At 72.0% G+C, this 16,550-nt stretch carries 18 protein-coding genes; 11 read left to right on the top strand and 7 right to left on the bottom strand.

Features of this window, described 5'->3' with window-relative positions; translation table 11 throughout:
- The first annotated feature begins 5 nt into the window (after positions 1-5).
- From HD594_RS13565 to HD594_RS13590, 6 genes are read left to right on the top strand one after another with little or no spacing between them, the layout of a single operon-like run.
- On the top strand, positions 6-239 hold the full coding sequence (locus HD594_RS13565; protein WP_373877198.1) for an exodeoxyribonuclease VII small subunit: 234 nt from the start codon (positions 6-8) through the stop codon (positions 237-239).
- Complete coding sequence (locus HD594_RS13570) at positions 239-874, top strand: DUF4245 family protein (protein WP_184751456.1); 636 nt, start codon at positions 239-241, stop codon at positions 872-874. The genes HD594_RS13565 and HD594_RS13570 overlap by 1 nt, the downstream gene beginning before the upstream one ends.
- Before the next feature lie 14 nt (positions 875-888).
- Positions 889-1,515: a carbonic anhydrase gene (locus HD594_RS13575; RefSeq protein ID WP_184752877.1), complete on the top strand. Its 627-nt coding sequence runs from the start codon at positions 889-891 to the stop codon at positions 1,513-1,515.
- Between the two features lie 25 nt (positions 1,516-1,540).
- On the top strand, positions 1,541-2,935 hold the full coding sequence (locus HD594_RS13580) for a class II fumarate hydratase (RefSeq protein WP_184751457.1): 1,395 nt from the start codon (positions 1,541-1,543) through the stop codon (positions 2,933-2,935).
- A 13-nt stretch (positions 2,936-2,948) separates the two neighbouring features.
- On the top strand, positions 2,949-4,490 hold the full coding sequence (locus HD594_RS17530) for a sensor histidine kinase (RefSeq protein WP_271171266.1): 1,542 nt from the start codon (positions 2,949-2,951) through the stop codon (positions 4,488-4,490).
- Complete coding sequence (locus tag HD594_RS13590; protein WP_184751458.1) at positions 4,487-5,143, top strand: response regulator transcription factor; 657 nt, start codon at positions 4,487-4,489, stop codon at positions 5,141-5,143. The genes HD594_RS17530 and HD594_RS13590 overlap by 4 nt, the downstream gene beginning before the upstream one ends.
- Positions 5,144-5,218: 75 nt before the next feature.
- On the opposite strand, the gene HD594_RS13595 is transcribed toward HD594_RS13590, so the two are convergent.
- The 4 genes from HD594_RS13595 to HD594_RS13610 all read right to left on the bottom strand — a co-directional run bounded on the left by HD594_RS13595 (position 5,219) and on the right by HD594_RS13610 (position 9,509).
- A complete protein-coding gene (locus HD594_RS13595) occupies positions 5,219-5,779 on the bottom strand; it encodes a hypothetical protein (protein ID WP_184751459.1) in 561 nt (186 codons plus the stop codon).
- A gap of 189 nt (positions 5,780-5,968) precedes the next feature.
- Positions 5,969-7,252, bottom strand: coding sequence for a PhoH family protein (locus HD594_RS13600; RefSeq protein ID WP_184752881.1), 1,284 nt, complete (start codon positions 7,250-7,252; stop codon positions 5,969-5,971).
- Positions 7,253-7,533: 281 nt separating this feature from the next.
- Positions 7,534-8,646, bottom strand: coding sequence for an aminotransferase class V-fold PLP-dependent enzyme (locus HD594_RS13605; RefSeq protein ID WP_184752883.1), 1,113 nt, complete (start codon positions 8,644-8,646; stop codon positions 7,534-7,536).
- Between the two features lie 77 nt (positions 8,647-8,723).
- Positions 8,724-9,509 (bottom strand): isoprenyl transferase, encoded by a 786-nt coding sequence (locus HD594_RS13610; RefSeq protein WP_184751460.1) that lies wholly within the window; start codon positions 9,507-9,509, stop codon positions 8,724-8,726.
- Between the two features lie 114 nt (positions 9,510-9,623).
- On the opposite strand from HD594_RS13610, the gene trhA reads away from it, so the two are divergent.
- On the top strand, positions 9,624-10,352 hold the full coding sequence (gene trhA / locus HD594_RS13615) for a PAQR family membrane homeostasis protein TrhA (protein WP_246414048.1): 729 nt from the start codon (positions 9,624-9,626) through the stop codon (positions 10,350-10,352).
- Positions 10,353-10,397: 45 nt separating this feature from the next.
- Here the strand turns inward: trhA and HD594_RS13620 are convergent, their stop codons facing one another.
- On the bottom strand, positions 10,398-10,730 hold the full coding sequence (locus HD594_RS13620) for a hypothetical protein (RefSeq protein ID WP_309297732.1): 333 nt from the start codon (positions 10,728-10,730) through the stop codon (positions 10,398-10,400).
- Between the two features lie 50 nt (positions 10,731-10,780).
- Between HD594_RS13620 and HD594_RS13625 the strand changes: the two genes are divergently transcribed.
- Together HD594_RS13625 and greA are read left to right on the top strand one after the other, a co-directional pair.
- Positions 10,781-11,173 carry a DUF4307 domain-containing protein gene (locus tag HD594_RS13625; RefSeq protein ID WP_184751461.1) on the top strand — a complete coding sequence of 131 codons (393 nt, stop codon included), beginning with the start codon at positions 10,781-10,783 and terminating at the stop codon, positions 11,171-11,173.
- A gap of 106 nt (positions 11,174-11,279) precedes the next feature.
- Positions 11,280-11,771, top strand: a complete 492-nt coding sequence (gene greA / locus HD594_RS13630; protein WP_184751462.1) for a transcription elongation factor GreA — start codon at positions 11,280-11,282, stop codon at positions 11,769-11,771.
- A 33-nt stretch (positions 11,772-11,804) separates the two neighbouring features.
- On the opposite strand, the gene ilvA is transcribed toward greA, so the two are convergent.
- Positions 11,805-13,061, bottom strand: coding sequence for a threonine ammonia-lyase (ilvA, locus tag HD594_RS13635; protein ID WP_184751463.1), 1,257 nt, complete (start codon positions 13,059-13,061; stop codon positions 11,805-11,807).
- A complete protein-coding gene (locus tag HD594_RS13640) occupies positions 13,051-14,250 on the bottom strand; it encodes an AI-2E family transporter (protein WP_184751464.1) in 1,200 nt (399 codons plus the stop codon). Before HD594_RS13640 ends, ilvA begins: the two co-directional genes overlap by 11 nt.
- 80 nt (positions 14,251-14,330) lie before the next feature.
- Between HD594_RS13640 and HD594_RS13645 the strand changes: the two genes are divergently transcribed.
- On the top strand, positions 14,331-15,620 hold the full coding sequence (locus HD594_RS13645) for a winged helix-turn-helix domain-containing protein (protein WP_271171265.1): 1,290 nt from the start codon (positions 14,331-14,333) through the stop codon (positions 15,618-15,620).
- The gene (locus tag HD594_RS13650) at positions 15,617-16,528 is read left to right on the top strand and encodes a nuclear transport factor 2 family protein (RefSeq protein WP_184751466.1); all 912 of its coding nucleotides are present in this window, start codon (positions 15,617-15,619) and stop codon (positions 16,526-16,528) included. The genes HD594_RS13645 and HD594_RS13650 overlap by 4 nt, the downstream gene beginning before the upstream one ends.
- Positions 16,529-16,550 lie beyond the last annotated feature (22 nt).

Raw genomic sequence — 16,550 nt, forward strand, 5'->3', positions numbered from 1 at the left:
AGATCATGACCGACTCGCGCGAACCCGCCGCCGACGTCGCGGCGATGACGTTCGAGCAGGCGCGCGACGAGCTCGTGCAGGTCGTCGCCGAACTCGAGCAGGGCGCACCGACCCTCGAGCACTCCCTCGCCCTGTGGGAGCGCGGCGAGGCGCTCGCCGCGCGCTGCGAGGAGTGGCTCCTGGGCGCCAAGCGTCGCCTGGACGAGGCCCGGCGCGGCGCGGACGAGGCGGAGGCGTGATGGCTCGCGGTCCCCGCGTAGTCGCCGAGCTCGGCCGACCCGAGACGCCCCAGGAGACGGCCGACCGCAAGGCGGAGTCCTCGCGCGTCTACCGGTCCAGCCAGAACGTGCGGAACCTGCTCGCCGCCCTCATCGTCACCGTCGGCGTCGTCGCGATCGTCATCCTCGCCGTTCCGCGCGGCACGCCCCCCGAAGCGGAGCCGATCGACGTGGCCGCCGTGGCCGAGCAGGTCTCGTCGGCGCAGGGCCGCGTCGTCGTCGTGCCCGACGCCCCCGAGGACTGGCGTGTGAACGCCGCGTCGGTCACCGGCGACTCGGTGCGCGCGTGGACGATCGTGTACGCACCCGCACAGGGGTTCCTGCGCGTCGCGCAGGGCTTCGACGCCGATCCGGCCTGGCCGACGCGCGTGCTCAGCGGCGCCGATGCCGGCCAGACCGTCGTGATCGACGGCATCGAGTGGGACCGCTACGACATCGTCAATCCCGAACGCGCCGGCAACATCTCGGGCGCGCTCGCGACCCAGGCGGGGAACGACATCGTGATGGTGTACGGAGCCGTCTCGGACGAGACGCTCGAGATCGCGGCCGCGTCGGTCGCCGATGATGTGCGAGAGCTTCGCGAGGAGGACGAGTGAGCGTGACCCAGCCGATGCCGGCCGAGGCCTGGCAGGAGATGGTCGAGGGCAACGGGAGATTCGTGTCGGGTGCTCCCCGTCACCCCCGACAGGACGTCGAGCGCCGCAGCTCGCTCGCGGGGGGCCAGCGTCCGCGAGCGGCGCTGTTCGGCTGCGCCGACTCGCGCCTGGCGGCCGAGATCATCTTCGATCAGGGCCTGGGCGACCTCTTCGTCGTCCGCAATGCCGGTCAGGTCATCTCGGACTCGGTCGTCGGCAGTCTCGAGTACGCCGTGGCGGTGCTCGAGGTGCCGCTGATCGTCGTGCTCGGCCACGACGCATGCGGCGCCGTCGGCGCCGCCATCGAGAGCACCCAGCTGGACGCCCCGCCGCTGCCGGCGCACATCTGGCGGCAGATCGCGCCGATCGTCCCGGCGGCCCGCCGCGTGCTGCGCCGGAACGGCTCGGGCAGCACGATCAGCCCCGAAGAGGTCGGCCGCGAGCACCTGCGCGACACCGTCGGGGAGCTGCTGCACTCGTCCGAGCTCATCAGCGACGCCGTCGCGAACGGGCGCCTCGCGATCGTGGGCGCGAACTACCGGCTCGCCGAGGGAATGGCCGTCCCGGACCTCATCGTGGGTCTGACCGGCGAAGACAACTGACAACCACCATCGGAGGAACGACGACGTGACCGACATCGAATACCGCATCGAGCACGACACCATGGGCGAGGTGCGGGTCCCCGCCGCCGCGCTCTACAGCGCTCAGACCCAGCGGGCCGTGGAGAACTTCCCGATCTCGGGCCAGGGCCTGGAGTCGACGCAGATCGCCGCCCTCGCGCGCGTGAAGAAGGCCGCCGCCCTGGCCAACAAGGACCTCGGCGTCCTGGCCGGCGACGTCGCCGACGCGATCGCCGCGGCAGCCGACGAGGTCATCACGGGCGTCCACGACGCCCACTTCCCCGTCGACACGTACCAGACCGGCTCGGGCACGTCGTCGAACATGAACATGAACGAGGTGCTCGCGAACCTCGCGACGGCCCGCCTCGGCTCGCCGGTCCACCCCAACGACCACGTCAACGCGTCGCAGTCGTCCAACGACGTCTTCCCGACCTCCGTGCACATCGCCGTGACGCAGGCGCTCATCGACGACCTCATCCCGGCGCTGGACCACCTGTCGGTCGCCCTCGAGGCGAAGGCGGAGCTGTGGAAGGACGTCGTCAAGTCCGGCCGCACGCACCTGATGGACGCCACGCCCGTCACCCTCGGCCAGGAGTTCGGCGGCTACGCACGCCAGATGCGCCTGGGTATCGAGCGGGTCCAGGCCGCGCTCCCCCGCGTCGGCGAGGTGCCCCTGGGCGGCACGGCCACCGGCACCGGCATCAACACGCCGCTCGGCTTCCCGCAGAAGGTCATCGCGCTGCTCGCGAGCGAGACCGAGCTGCCCATCACCGAGGCGAAGGACCACTTCGAGGCGCAGGCCAACCGCGACGGCCTCGTCGAGACCTCGGGCGCGCTGCGCACGATCGCCGTCTCGCTGACGAAGATCAACAACGATCTGCGCTGGATGGGCTCGGGCCCCAACACCGGCCTCGGCGAGCTGCACATTCCCGACCTCCAGCCGGGATCGTCGATCATGCCCGGCAAGGTCAACCCGGTCGTCCCGGAGGCCACCCTCATGGTGTGCGCGCGCGTCATCGGCAACGACGCGACCGTCGCGTGGGCCGGCGCCTCGGGCTCGTTCGAGCTCAACGTCGCCATCCCCGTCATGGGCACCGCGCTGCTGGAGTCGATCCGCCTGCTGTCGAACGCGATGCGCGTGCTCGCCGACAAGACGATCGACGGGCTCGAGGCGAACGTCGAGCGGGCGGCCGCGTATGCGGGGATGTCGCCGTCGATCGTGACGCCGCTGAACAAGCTCATCGGGTACGAGGCGGCCGCCAAGATCGCCAAGCACTCGGTCGCCAAGGGGATCACCGTCCGCGAGGCCGTCCTCGACCTCGGGTACGTCGAGCGGGGCGAGCTCACGCTGGAGCAGCTGGACTCCAAGCTCGACCTGCTGTCGATGACGCACCCCGGCTGAGTCCCGCTCCCGCGTGCCGCGCATCCCGACCCGACCCCTCCGCCGGAGGACGACCTCGGCGCGACCGCTGTCGGCGGCCGCGAGGATCCTCGGCGCGATCCTCGCGGTCGCCTTCGTGGGTCTGGTGCTCGTGGGCGGGATCACGTTCGTCGTCCAATGGAGCCAGGTGCTCGACGCGGTCGATGACCGGCTGACGCAGCAGGTCGACCGCCTGAACACCGTGGCGGGCGCCGGCGACGCCGCCGAGGCGCTCGAGGACGACACCGCGTCGGAGACCCTCGCCGTCGAGGACTACACGACCGTCGAGGCGTACCTGTACGACGTCGTGGCGTGGCTGGTGCCCGCCCGCAACGAGGGCTCCATCGCCGTCATCGACGGCGTCGTGCGGTTCCGCCCCGGGACGCTGTCGGGGTTCGAGATCCCCGACGCCGATCCGCTCGTCGCACGCGTCGTCGAGGAGACCGAGCGCACGGGCGGCACCGTGCTCGGCACGGCCGCGACCGCCGCGGGGGCGCTGCGCTACATCGCGATCCCCGTGACCGTGCCCGGCGATGCGCACAGCGGCATCTACGTGCGCGCGGTGAACCTCGGCGCCGAGCTCGCGCCGGTGACCTCGGCCATGCGCACCTACGCGATCGCCGCGACGATCGTGCTGCTGGCCACCGGCGTCGTCGGCTGGTTCGTCGCCCGCCGCCTGCTCCGCCCCATCCGCCACCTCAGAGAGGCGGCGAGCGCCATCACGCTCGACGACCTCTCGCCGAGGCTGCACGCGCACGGCGACGACGACATCGCAGACCTGTCGCGCACCGTGAACTCCATGCTCGACCGTCTCGAGGACTCCGTGGACGGCCAGCGTCAGCTGCTGGACGACGTGCGGCACGAGCTGAAGACGCCGATCACCATCGTGCGCGGCCACCTCGAGCTGATGGATCCCGCCGACGCCTCCGATGTCGCCGCCACGCGCGACATCGGCATCGCCGAGCTCGACCGCATGTCGCGCCTCGTGGCCGACATCGACCTGCTCGCGGCGGCCGAGGACGACGCGTACACGATGGCAGAGGTGGACCTCGGCTCGCTCACCGCCCGCGTCGGCGAGCTCGTGACCGTGATCCCGGGGCATCGCTGGACCATCGAGAGCGCGGCGCAGGGCGTCGTGCCGGGCGACGCCGATCGTCTGCTCCAGGCGTGGCTGCAGCTCGCCGACAACGCCGCGAAATACACGCCTCGCGGCGCGCCGATCGAGATCGGCAGCGCGCTCGACGACGTCGGCGCGAGCCTGTGGGTGCGCGACCACGGCCCCGGCATCCCGCCGGCCGCGCGCTTCAGCATCTTCCGGCGGTTCGACCGTGCCGACACGCGACGTGAGGTGGGCGGCTCCGGGCTCGGCCTGGCGATCGTGGACGCGATCGTGCGGACCCACGGCGGCGCGTGCCGCATCACCGACACCCCGGGGGGCGGCGCGACGTTCACGATCCACCTGCCGGGCTTCGCCGAGAGCGTGTCCGGGCCGGTGAGCGCCGGCGACGTCGTCCTCCAGCGGAAGGCATCCGAGTGACCCGCATCCTCATCGTCGAAGACGAACCGCGCATCGCCGCCTTCGTCGCCCGCGGTCTCCAGCACGCCGGCTACGAGACCCGGACCGTCGAGGACGGTGCCGAGGGGCTCCGACTCGCGCTCGCCGGCGGCGCGGACCTGGTTCTGCTCGACGTCGGGCTGCCGACGCTGGACGGCTTCGACGTGCTGCGCCGCATCCGCTCCGCCGGCAGCGCGCTGCCGGTCATCATGCTCACGGCGCGCACGAGCACGCGCGACACCGTGGCGGGGCTGGATGCGGGCGCGAACGACTACATCCCGAAACCCTTCACGGTGGAGGAGCTCCTCGCGCGCGTCCGGTCACGGCTGCGCGAGCACGCGTCCACGCCCGAGGTGACCCTCTCCCACGGCGGCGTCGTGCTCGACGTCCTCGCGCGCCGCGCGATCGTCGACGGCCGCGACGTCGAGCTGTCCTCGCGCGAGTTCGCGCTCGCCGAGCAGTTCATCCGCAACGCCGGGCACGTGCTCAGCCGCGACATGCTCCTCAGCCGCGTGTGGGGGCTGGACTTCGATCCGGGCTCGAACGTCGTCGACGTGTACGTGCGCTACCTGCGCGGCAAGCTCGGCGCCCACCGCATCGTCACGGTGCGGGGCGCCGGCTACCGCTGGGAGTGAGACCGGAACAGAAGCGGCCCCCGGTGCTGGGGGACACCGGGGGCCAGGCGGCCGGCTTGGGGAGATCCGGCCTCATCAATCGCGACGGTCTGGGGAATCGCGCGATTGGTCTGCGCCGTCGCCGGATCCGCGGTCCCAGGACCAGTCGGAAGAGCCGGTGACGGAAGTCTGCGATGACGTCCAGCCCGAGTGGACGTCCTCCGCGTCTGCGGCGTCGGAGCCTGCGCGCAGACGCTCGATGTTGTCGAGCCAGCGCTCGATGCGCGCGCTGCTCCAGTCGTGCTCCTCGGCCCAGGCGCGCAGGGTCGCCGCGTCCCACGCGCTCATCTGGCTGTCGTCGGGCACGACGGTGACCTCGATGGGAGAGGGCGCCGCGACCGTCTCGGAGGGATCCGCCACCGGGGCGGCGGGCTCGGCGGTCTCGGGCTCTTCGGGCTCCGGCTCGGGGGTCGGCGGGACCTCGGGCGTCGGCACCGCCGGCGTGGCGTCGGGGACGACGATCCCGGCGTGACCGAGGGCGTCGCCGGGCGAGTCCTCGAGCGCGGCTGTGTTCGTCATCGCGACGGCGATCACCAGCGCGGCGCTCGCCGTCACGATGGCTGCGCCCCCGAGGGCGTACCGTCGCCGACCGTCCACGCGCTTCCCTTCACCGCGCGCCGGTGCGCGCAACCCATCCATGGTGACAGACGTTTCGGCCCTCCCCCGACCGGATGAGAAGGCTCTCATCCCAGGACGACGATGGACGTCGTCAGCACCCCCGAGCGCCGCGTCCACGCGGGCATGACGAGGGGCCGGGATGCGGCATCCCGGCCCCCTGGTCCGATCTCAGGCGAGTTCGCCGGCCTCGAGCAGGTCGGTCACGAGCGCCGCGATCGCCGAGCGCTCCGAGCGGGTCAGCGTGACGTGGCCGAAGAGCCCGTGCCCCTTGAGCGTCTCGATGACCGAGGCGACGCCGTCGTGACGTCCGACGCGCAGATTGTCGCGCTGGCCGACGTCGTGGGTCAGCACGACCCGCGAGTTCTGCCCGATGCGGCTGAGCACCGTCAGCAGCACGTTGCGCTCGAGCGACTGGGCCTCGTCGACGATCACGAAGGAGTCGTGCAGCGACCGGCCGCGGATGTGGGTGAGCGGCAGCACCTCCAGCAGCCCCCGCTCGATGACCTCGTCGAGCACGTTGGCCGACACGACGCTGCCGAGGGTGTCGTACACGGCCTGACCCCACGGGTTCATCTTCTCCTGCTGGTCTCCGGGCAGGTAGCCGAGCTCCTGGCCGCCGACGGCGAACAGCGGGCGGAAGACGATGATCTTCTTCTGCTGCTGACGCTCCAGCACCGCTTCGAGTCCGGCGCACAGGGCCAGCGCCGACTTGCCGGTTCCGGCGCGTCCGCCCAGCGACACGATGCCGACGTCGGGATCCAGCAGCAGATCGATCGCGATGCGCTGCTCGGCCGAGCGGCCGTGCAGACCGAAGACCTCGCGGTCCCCGCGCACGAGACGGTAGTCGCTGTCGCCCGTCACGCGCCCCAGGGCGGACCCGCGCTCGGAGTGGATGATCAGTCCGGTGTTGACCGGCAGCCCGCGGACGTCGTCGCTGGCCCCCACCTCGGTCTCGTAGAGGTCGCTGATCTCGTCGCCGGACACGTCGATCGCGGCGATGCCCGTCCACCCCGAGTCCACCGCCTGCTCGGCGAGGTACTCCTCGGCGTTGATGCCGATCGAGGCGGCCTTCACGCGCATCGGCAGGTCCTTCGAGACCACGGTGACATCGTGGCCGTCGTTCGCGAGGTTCATCGCGACGGCGAGGATGCGACTGTCGTTGTCGCCCAGGCGCATGCCGTCGGGCAGCACCGTGGCGTCGGTGTTGGTCAGTTCGACGCGCAGCGTGCCGTCGGCGCCGACGGGGACCGGGAAGTCCAGCCGGCCGTGCTCGATGCGCAGTTCGTCCAGGTGGCGCAGGGCCTGCCGGGCGAAGTAGCCGATCTCGGGGTCGTGGCGCTTGCCCTCGAGCTCGGTGATCACCACGACGGGGATCACGACGTTGTGTTCTGCGAACCGGAAGAACGCGCGCGGATCGCTCAACAGGACCGAGGTGTCCAGAACGAAGGTCATCAGCTGGATGCCCTGCTCGTCCACCTCCTCCTCGAGGCTCCGGCTGCGCTGATCCTGTGGTGCTCCTATGGTCACAACCCACTCCCGCCCCGGGTGGATCACCCGGTCAGTCTCGAGTCGACCATGGGCCACGAGTCGCGATCCGTGAGGCCGACTCGACCGGGCGCCTTGCCCGATGTCTTGAAGCTACGACGCCGAGGGCCTCCGTAGGCTTCCGACACGCGGCAGGTCGGTTACGGTCCGGTTAACGGGATCCGGCGGCCGGGCGTCCGGCAGGCGGCTCACCACACGCGCGCGGACGCGAACGCCGCCAGGGCGTCGCCGAACAGCCGCAGGGTGCTCGCGCCGGTGCCGACGTGCGGCGCGACGCGCACCAGCCCCGAGCGGACGGTGACGGCCAGACCGTGGTTCGCCAGCGATGCGGCCAGCGGCGCGGCGTCCTGGGGCGCCGGCGCGAGCGTGACGATGCCCGCGCGCTGGGCGGCCTCACGCGGAGTGATCACGGGCACCTCGTAGCGGTCGGCGATGTGGATGACATCGCCGGTGCGCGCCGCCAGCTCGTCCTCGATCTCGGCGACGCCGACCTCGACGATGGGGCGCAGCGCCGCGGCGAGGCGCGCGGCGGCCAGCGCGTCGGGCTTCGAGACCGTGAAGGCGTGCGCCGACGACGACGGCTGCGGCACGACGTCCACCGGAAGGTCGCCGTCGACGCCCGCGAAGCCCGACAGCACGGGGGCGATGCGCTCGAGCGCGCGCTCGCCGAACCACGCGAAGCCGGTGCCGCGCCCGGCGCGCACCCACTTGTAGCCGTTGCCGCACACGACGTCCGCGGCGGTCCAGTCCGCCTCGATGACGCCGAATGCCTGGATCGCGTCGACGATGAGCAGTCGGTCGCCGATGACCTCGCGCAGCGCCGTGAGGTCGGCGCGGTAGCCCGTGCGGAAGTCGACCAGGCTCACCGCCAGCGCGCGCGTGTCGTCGGTGAGGGCGTCGCGGACGACATCCGGGGTCACCATGCCGTCGGCGGGCTCCATCCACTGCACCTGGAGCGAGCCGAGGGCGTCCGCCGCCCGCGTGGCGCCGACGGTGAGGCTGGGGTACTCCGCTCGCGAGACGAGCAGTCCTCCCGCCACGCCGTACAGCGCCTGCATCAGCCCGTACGTCGTCGACGGCTGCAGCACGACCTGGTCGGACTCGACGTCCATGACCTGGGCCACCAGCTCGCGTGCTTCGCGGACGTTGTCGGCGACGAGGCCGATGCTGGTCGGACGACCCGAGCCCAGCAGCTCGGTGTCGGCGTTCACCTCGCTGCGCACCGCCGGTGCGAGGGGGCCGAACGCCGCCCAGTCGAGGTATCCGGGCTCACCGTCGAACGAATCGAGGAACGTCTCCATATCCGCCACGGTCACATTCTGGCACGCGCGACGCGCCGCGCGCGGGGGCCGAAGGACCCGCCCGCGGGAAGCGCTCGCTAGCCGCCGTACCGGCGGTCGCGCGTGGCGTAGTCGCGGATCGCCCGAAGGAAGTCCACTTCGCGCAGGTCCGGCCCGAGCGCCTCGACGAAGTAGAACTCCGAGTGCGCGCTCTGCCAGAGCAGGAAGTCGCTCAGGCGCTGCTCGCCCGACGTGCGGATCACCAGATCCGGATCGGGCAGGCCGCCCGTGTACAGGTGCTCGCCGATCTGCTCGGGGGTGAGGTTCTCGGCGAGCTCTTCGAGCGAGCCGCCGACGCCGCCGTGTTCGGCGATGATGCTGCGCACCGCGTCGACGATCTCGCCGCGCCCGCCGTACGCCACGGCGAGGTTGACGTGCAGCCCCGTATGCCCGGTGGTCCGCTGCTCGGCGGCGGCGAGGACGGCGGCCAGGTCCGCGGGAAGCAGATCCGCGCGCCCGACGTGCTGGATGCGCCAGTCGCGCTCGCGCGAGAGCTCGTCGGCGAGATCGGCGATGATGCCGAGCAGATCGGCGAGCTCCCCGGTGTCGCGCTTGGACAGGTTGTCGGTGGACAGCAGGTACAGCGACACGACCTTGATCCCCAGCTCGTCGCACCAGCGGAGGAACTCGCGCATCTTCGCCGCTCCGGCGCGGTGGCCGTGGGCGGCGGTGTCGTACCCGAGCTGACGCGCCCAGCGGCGGTTGCCGTCGATCATCATCGCGACATGGTGCGGGACGTCCTCAGGTCGCAGCTCACGCCGCAGTCGGCCGATGTAGAGGCGATAGAGGGGGCCTCTCCCCTCGTTCGATGACGCGTGCACCACACGAGTACGGTACTCCTCAGCGAGCGCGCTCGCGGGCTCCTGAGACTGGGTCTCATTTACAGTGAGACCGAGTATGTGCCTCCGGCGGCATGCGGGCGGGTCTAGCCTGGGAGCATGAGTCGACGCAGCGGCCTTCCCGCCGCCCCCGAGGTCCCCGTCCTTCCCCTCATGGACGCGGCGGCCGCGGACGCGGCCGTCGAGATCAAGCCGAGCTGGCGCGGCTGGATCCACGCGGTGACCTTCCCGGTCGCCATCGCCGCCGGCATCGTGCTGATCGCGCTGGCCCAGGGCGGGCCCGCCAAGGCCGCCTCGGCGGTCTTCATGGCGACGTCGCTGCTGCTGTTCGGCAACTCGGCCCTCTACCACCGCTTCAACTGGGGCCCCACGACCAAGGCGGTGCTCAAGCGCATCGACCACGCCAACATCCTGCTGCTGATCGCCGGCACCTACACGCCGATCGCCGTGCTGGCCCTGCCGACGCAGAAGTCGATCGTCCTGCTGTCGCTGGTGTGGGGCGGCGCGATCCTCGGCATCCTGTTCCGCGTGTTCTGGATCCACGCGCCCCGATGGCTGTACGTCGCGCTGTATCTCGTGCTCGGATGGGCCGCGGTGATGTACATCGTCGACCTCGTCATGGCCAACGTCGCCATGATGGTGCTCGTCGTCGTCGGCGGCCTGCTCTACACCGTCGGAGCGGTGGTCTACGCCCTCAAGCGCCCGAACCCGTGGCCGGGCCACTTCGGCTTCCACGAGATCTTCCACGTGTGCACCGTCCTGGCGTTCCTGTGCCACTGGACGGCGTGCCTGCTCATCGCGCTGAACCCCGCCTATCACGGCGGCTGACGGCCGGGCGCTCCGGCCGCCGCGCGAACGGCGGCGATCCGCGGGTCAGTCGCGGTCGCGCGGCTCCCGGGGCGCTTCGCCGTCCTCGTCGACGCCCTCGGCGCCCTCGCTCTCGCGGCGCGCGGCCTCCTCGGCATCCAGCTCCTCGGCGATGTCGGCGCGCACACGCCCCCGACGGATGCGCCGCAGCATGTCCCACACCAGCAGGATCACCGCGAGCGTGACGAAGACGATGATCGCGAAGCCCCACACGCCCGGCGTCACGAGATCGGGGTCGACCTCGAGCGTCGGCGTGGGCGTGGATGCCGCGGTGGCGGCGGAGACGAGCAGGTGCATGGTGTCCTCGATCGGGGCCGCACGCGCACGGGGGCGGCGCACGGCAGCGCGTAGGCTGGGGACTCCAGCCTAATGTTCGGATCGGACCCCGCATGACGACCCCCGAGATGCTCGACGAACGCTACGGCCGCACGCGCCCGGCGATGCCGCGGTGGGTCGTCGTGGCCGTCATCGTCGTCGCCGCCGTGGGCTTCGGGGCCGTCGGCTGGTCGATCTTCGCGGCGAACATCGACGCCGTCGACGCCGACACCACCGGATTCGAGGTCGTCGACGAGCACTCCGTGGCCGTCAGCTTCCAGTTCTCCGGGCCGGTCGGGCGCAGCATCGCGTGCGCCCTCGAAGCGCAGGACCGCGAGCACGGCGTCGTCGGCTGGAAGGTCGTGGAGTACCCGGCATCCGACCTCCCCGCCCGCGCCTTCCGCGAGGTCCTCGCCACCACCGGCGACGCCACGACGGGTTTGGTCAACTCCTGCTGGGTGACGTAAGGTATCGCCAACGACCTGACGAGACGCCCTGGCGGGAGCCGGGGCGTTTTGATATCCGGGCCCCGGCCACGCCGCCTCGGCCCATCCGCAACCGAAGGAGACAGACGTGTCCAACGACGCTCAGGTGACGTTCCTCACCCAGGACGCCTACGACCGGCTCGCCGCCGAGCTCGAGCACCTCTCCACGACCGGGCGCGACGAGATCGCCAAGCGCATCGAAGCGGCCCGCGAGGAGGGCGACCTCAAGGAGAACGGCGGGTATCACGCGGCCAAGGACGAGCAGGGCAAGCAGGAGGCGCGCATCCGCACGCTGCAGTCGCTGCTCAAGAACGCCACGGTCGGCGACGCCCCCGAGAGCACGGGGACCGTGGAGCCCGGCACCGTCGTGACCGCCACGATCGCCGGCGGCGAAGAGGTGTTCCTGCTCGGCAACCGCGAGATCGGCAACGGCAGCGAACTCGACGTGTACAGCGAGGCGAGCCCGCTGGGCGCCGCCATCCTCGGCCTCAAGGAGGGCGACGAGACGTCGTACACGGCCCCGAACGGCCGCTCCATCGCCGTCGAGATCATCAAGGTCGAGACCTACAACGGCCAGTGACCTGTCCCCCGGGCGCGCGAGCGCCCGGGGGTCTCAGTCCGGCATGACGCGCGGGGCGAAGCCGGCGTCCTCGAGCACCGAGATCACGTGCGCGCGATGCTCCTCGCCCCGCGTCTCCACGCTCAGCTGCAGGATCACCTCGCTGATCTGAAGCCCCTGCCCGTGACGCGTGTGCAGCACCTCGATGACGTTGGCGCCCGCGAGAGCCAGCAGCTCGGACACGCGCGCGAGCTGCCCCGGCCGGTCCGGAAGCGGGATCTGCAGGGTCATGTACCGGCCGGATGCCGCCAGGCCGTGCGCCACGACGCGCTGCAGCAGCAGCGGATCGATGTTGCCGCCCGAGAGCACCGCAGCCGTCGGCCCCGACGCCGTCACCTTGCCGGCGAGGATCGCGGCGACCCCGACGGCGCCGGCGGGCTCGACGACCTGCTTGGCGCGCTCGAGCAGCATCAGCAGGGCGCGCGCGATGTCGTCGTCGCTGACGGTGACGACGTCGTCGACGAGTTCGCTGATCATGCGGAACGGCAGGTCGCCGGGCCGGGCCACCGCGATGCCGTCGGCGATCGTCGGCGACGTCTCGATCTCGACCGGATGCCCCGCGCGCAGCGACTCGGGGTACGGCGCGGAGTTCTCGGCCTGGACGCCGATGACGCGCAGCGTCCGTCCCTGCTGCGCCGCCCGCGCCTTCGCCGCGGCCGCGACGCCGGCGATGAGGCCGCCGCCGCCGATCCCGAGCACGATCGTCTCGAGGTCGGGGATGTCCTCCATGAGCTCGAGACCCAGCGTTCCCTGCCCGGCGATGACGTCGGGGTGGTCGAACGGGTGGATGAAGACGGCGCCGGTGCGCTCGGCGAACTCCGCCGCGAGACGCAGCGGCGTCTCGACGGTGGCGCCCTCGAGCACGACGTCGGCGCCGTAGCCGCGCGTGGCCAGGAGCTTGGGCACGGGCACGCCCAGCGGCATGAAGATCGTCGCCGGGATGCCCAGGGCCTCGGCGGCCAGGGCGACGCCCTGCGCGTGATTGCCGGCCGATGCCGCCACGACGCCGCGTCGGCGCTCCTCCGGCGTCAGCCGCGACAGACGGTAGGTGGCGCCGCGGATCTTGAACGAGCCGGTCCGCTGCAGGTTCTCGAGCTTGAGGTGCACGGGGACGCCGAGCACCTCTTCGAGGCTGCGCGCCTCCTCGAGGGGCGTGCGCAGGATGAGTCCCGACAGCGCAGCGGCGGCGTCCTCGAATTCGGCGAGGCCGGGAGCGACCGGGGCGGGGACGGTGGAGCGATCAGTGGTCACGCGCGGTTCTCCTGGAGCGAGGGACGGTGGCCCATATGAGGTCCTCCGGTTCGGGTCGGGCGCCGGTCTCCCAGGCGCGCTCGCCGAGATAGACGCCGACGACGTTGACGAAGGCCGCGATGGGAACGGCGAACAGGGCGCCGGGGATCCCGGCGATCAGCGCACCGCCGGCGACGACGAGCACCACGGCGAGCGGGTGGACCTTGACCGCGGAGCCCATCAGCAGCGGCTGCAGGATGTGACCCTCGATCTGCTGGACGGCGAGGACGACGATGAGCATCCAGAGGGCGATCCAGGGACCGTTGTAGACGAGCGCGAGGAAGACCGCCAGGGCGCCGGTCACGATGGCGCCGATGAAGGGCACGAACGCGCCGAGGAACACCAGCACGCCGATGGGGATCGCCAGCGGCACACCGAGCAGGAACGCGCCCAGACCGATGCCGATGGCGTCGATCGTGGCGACGAGCAGCTGCGTGCGGGCGTAGTTCTTGACGGTCCACCAGCCGGCGCGCGCCGCGCCGTCCACGGCGGGCCGCGCCGCCCGCGGGAAGAGCTTGGTCGTCCAGCGCCAGATGCCGGCGCCGTCGGCCAGCAGCGTGATCAGGATGAACAGCGACAGCAGCACGCCCGTGCCGACATGGCCGATCGTCGTGCCGATCGCGAGCGCGCCCGACCACAGCAGCTCGGCCTGCTGCTGCATGAAGGTCCACGCCTGACCGAGCAGCCCGTCGATCTGATCGGCCGTCAGGTGCAGCGGACCGTCGATGAGGTACTGACGCAGCCCGTCGATCGCGTCGCCGGTCCGGATCTGCACCGAGCTCCACTGCTGCGTGATCTGCCACACCGCCAGCCACAGCAGACCCGTCACGATCGCGAGCGTGCCGATGACCGAGACGATGATGGCGAGCCACCGCGGAACGCGGTGTCGCAGCATCCAGTCGAACGCGGGCGACAGCAGGGCCGTGACGAGGATCGCCACCAGCAGCGGGATCACGAGCAGCTTCAGCAGGATGACGAGCCAGACGGCCACTCCGACGGCCGCGCCGATCAGCAGCAGCCGCCACGAGTAGGCGGCCCCCACGCGGAGCCCGCGCGGAATCGTCTCGCCGATCTCGGACGAGACGACGCGACTGCGGTCGGTCAGCGCGCCGAACCATGATCCGCGGGGCTTTTCCTCCGGGCCGCTCATCCCGCCAGTCTAGGCGCGCCGCATGCCCGCGCGGGCATGGCCCGAACGGGTTGTCGGCGGTCCTGACTAGGCTGTGGGCCGTGAGATCCAGCCTCAGCGCGCCGCAGGCGCGAGCGGTCGCGCTGGCCGCGCAGGGCTTCGCGCGCCCGCGCCCGGCGGCACCGGGTACGCGTCAGCTCAACACGGCGCTCGCGCGCATGGGCACGCTGCAGATCGATTCGGTCAACGTGTACGCCCGCAGTCACTACATGCCGCTGTTCTCGCGGCTCGGCCCGTACGACCCCGCGTCCCTGGACCGCCTGCTCTTCACGCGGCGCGCCCCGTACGTCGAATACCTCGCACACGTCGCCGCCTTAATCCCGATGCGGGACTGGGCGCTGTTCCGGTTCCGCATGGACGACAACCGCGCCAAGCACGGATCCGATCCCGACGGCTGGTTCCGGCGCCACCGCGAGATCGTCGACTGGGTGCTCGGCGAGCTCGCCGAGCGCGGACCGCTGCGTCCCGCGCAGATCGAGCACGACGCGAAGCAGGCGCGCCGCGGGCCGTGGTGGGACTGGGACGTCGTCAAGCAGGCGCTCGAGCTGCTGTGGATGTTCGGCGACGTCGCCATCGCGGGACGTCGGGGGTTCGAGCGGCGGTACGCCCTCGCCGCAGACGTCATCCCCCACGAGGTCCTGGACGCGCCCGCTCCCCGCGCGGACGCGATCCGCGAGCTCGTCTCGCGCGCCGGGGCCGCCTACGGCGTGGCGACGGCCTCGGACCTCGCCGACTACTGGCGCCTGCGCGACCGGCGCGCCGTCACGACCGCCATCGGCGAGCTCGAGGACGCCGGGATGCTCCAGCCCGTCGAGGTCGAGGGCTGGGTCTCGGCGGGCCGTCCCGCGCGCGCCTGGCTCCACCGGGACGCCGTGGTCCCGCGACGCGTCGACGCGGTCGCCCTGCTGACCCCGTTCGATCCGATGGTGTGGTTCCGGGACCGCGCGCAGCGCCTGTTCGACTTCGACTACCGCATCGAGATCTACACGCCCGCGGCCAAGCGCCGCTTCGGCTACTACTCGCTGCCCGTGCTCGTCGGCGACGACATCGTCGGACGCATCGATCTGAAGGCCGATCGGCCGGGGTCGACGCTCCTCGTGCAATCGGCGTGGTGGGAGCACGGCCGACCGGCCGACGCACCCGAGCGCCTTGCCGAGGAGCTGCGCGCGGCGGCGCGCTGGCAGGGCCTGGAGCACGTATCGGTGTCGCGGTGGGGCGACGCCGTCGAGGACGTCGCCCGGGCGCTCCCCGAGGCGCGCCGGCACGAGACCTCGTCGCGCGAGCCGGTCGAGCTCGCCGAGGACGAGCCGTCGGATAGCGTGGAGCGGTGAAGCGCGCGACGATCATCGGGATCTCGGTCGCATCGGCCGCGCTGCTGGCGGCCGCCTGCACGGCGGCGTGGGTCCTGACTCGGCCGCCCGGCCCGGCCGACGCGGCAGAGCAGTACCTCGCCGCGCTCGCCGACGGTGACGGCCGGGCCGCGCTCGAACTCATCGACCCGCTGCCGGCCGACGCCGACGACCTGTCCGCGGCGTTCGACGGCGCAGACGCCATGATCGCGTCGCCGCGGGTCGACGAGGTCGCCGAGTCCGGCGACACCGCATCCGCGGACGTCTCCTTCGAGCTGGCCGGATCCGAGCACAGCGCGACCTTCTCGCTCGTGCGCAGCGCGTCCGGCTGGAGCGTCGCGTCCGACGCGCTCGGCACCGCGACCACGACGACGACGCTCGGCGACACCGTCCTGATCGGCGGAGTGGCCATCGTGGCCGATGGCCCCCAGCCGCTCCTGCCGGCCGCCTACACCGTCGCCGCGGCTCCCGCGGGGATCCTCGGCGGAGACGCGGCGATCACGGTGCTCCCCGGCGAGGACGCCGAAGCCGCGATCGAGGCACAGGTCCTCGACGAGGCCACGACCGTCGCCCAGCGGCAGCTCGACGCGTACGCCGATGCGTGCGCGGCGGCGACCGACGCCGTGCCCGAGAACTGCGGCATCCGCATCCCGTGGGCGGCCGACCTCGAGACCCTCGCCTCGGTGGCGTTCCGGATCGACGGGTATCCGCAGCTGCGGCTGTCGGAGGACGCCGATGCGTTCATCGCGACCGACGGCGTCCTGGTCGCGACCGTGACCGGCGACGCGCGCGCCGGCGGCGCCGACGCGTTCACCTACCGCACGACGCAGTGGACGCTGCGCGGGGACGTGTCGTTCACGGGCGGGCAGATGGTGCTCGCGGTGCGCTGACGACGGATCGGGCCCCGCGCGC

The sequence above is a fragment of the Microbacterium thalassium genome (assembly GCF_014208045.1).
Taxonomy (GTDB): domain Bacteria; phylum Actinomycetota; class Actinomycetes; order Actinomycetales; family Microbacteriaceae; genus Microbacterium; species Microbacterium thalassium.

Bases quoted from the DNA above. Each gene is read 5' to 3' on its own strand.
- HD594_RS13605 (WP_184752883.1), bottom strand. From the start codon at position 8,646: ATGGAGACGTTCCTCGATTCGTTCGACGGTGAGCCCGGATACCTCGAC.
- HD594_RS13640 (WP_184751464.1), bottom strand. From the start codon at position 14,250: ATGAGCGGCCCGGAGGAAAAGCCCCGCGGATCATGGTTCGGCGCGCTG.
- trhA (WP_246414048.1), top strand. From the start codon at position 9,624: ATGAGTCGACGCAGCGGCCTTCCCGCCGCCCCCGAGGTCCCCGTCCTT.
- HD594_RS13570 (WP_184751456.1), top strand. From the start codon at position 239: ATGGCTCGCGGTCCCCGCGTAGTCGCCGAGCTCGGCCGACCCGAGACG.
- HD594_RS13565 (WP_373877198.1), top strand. From the start codon at position 6: ATGACCGACTCGCGCGAACCCGCCGCCGACGTCGCGGCGATGACGTTC.
- HD594_RS13625 (WP_184751461.1), top strand. From the start codon at position 10,781: ATGACGACCCCCGAGATGCTCGACGAACGCTACGGCCGCACGCGCCCG.
- HD594_RS13575 (WP_184752877.1), top strand. From the start codon at position 889: ATGCCGGCCGAGGCCTGGCAGGAGATGGTCGAGGGCAACGGGAGATTC.
- HD594_RS13600 (WP_184752881.1), bottom strand. From the start codon at position 7,252: ATGACCTTCGTTCTGGACACCTCGGTCCTGTTGAGCGATCCGCGCGCG.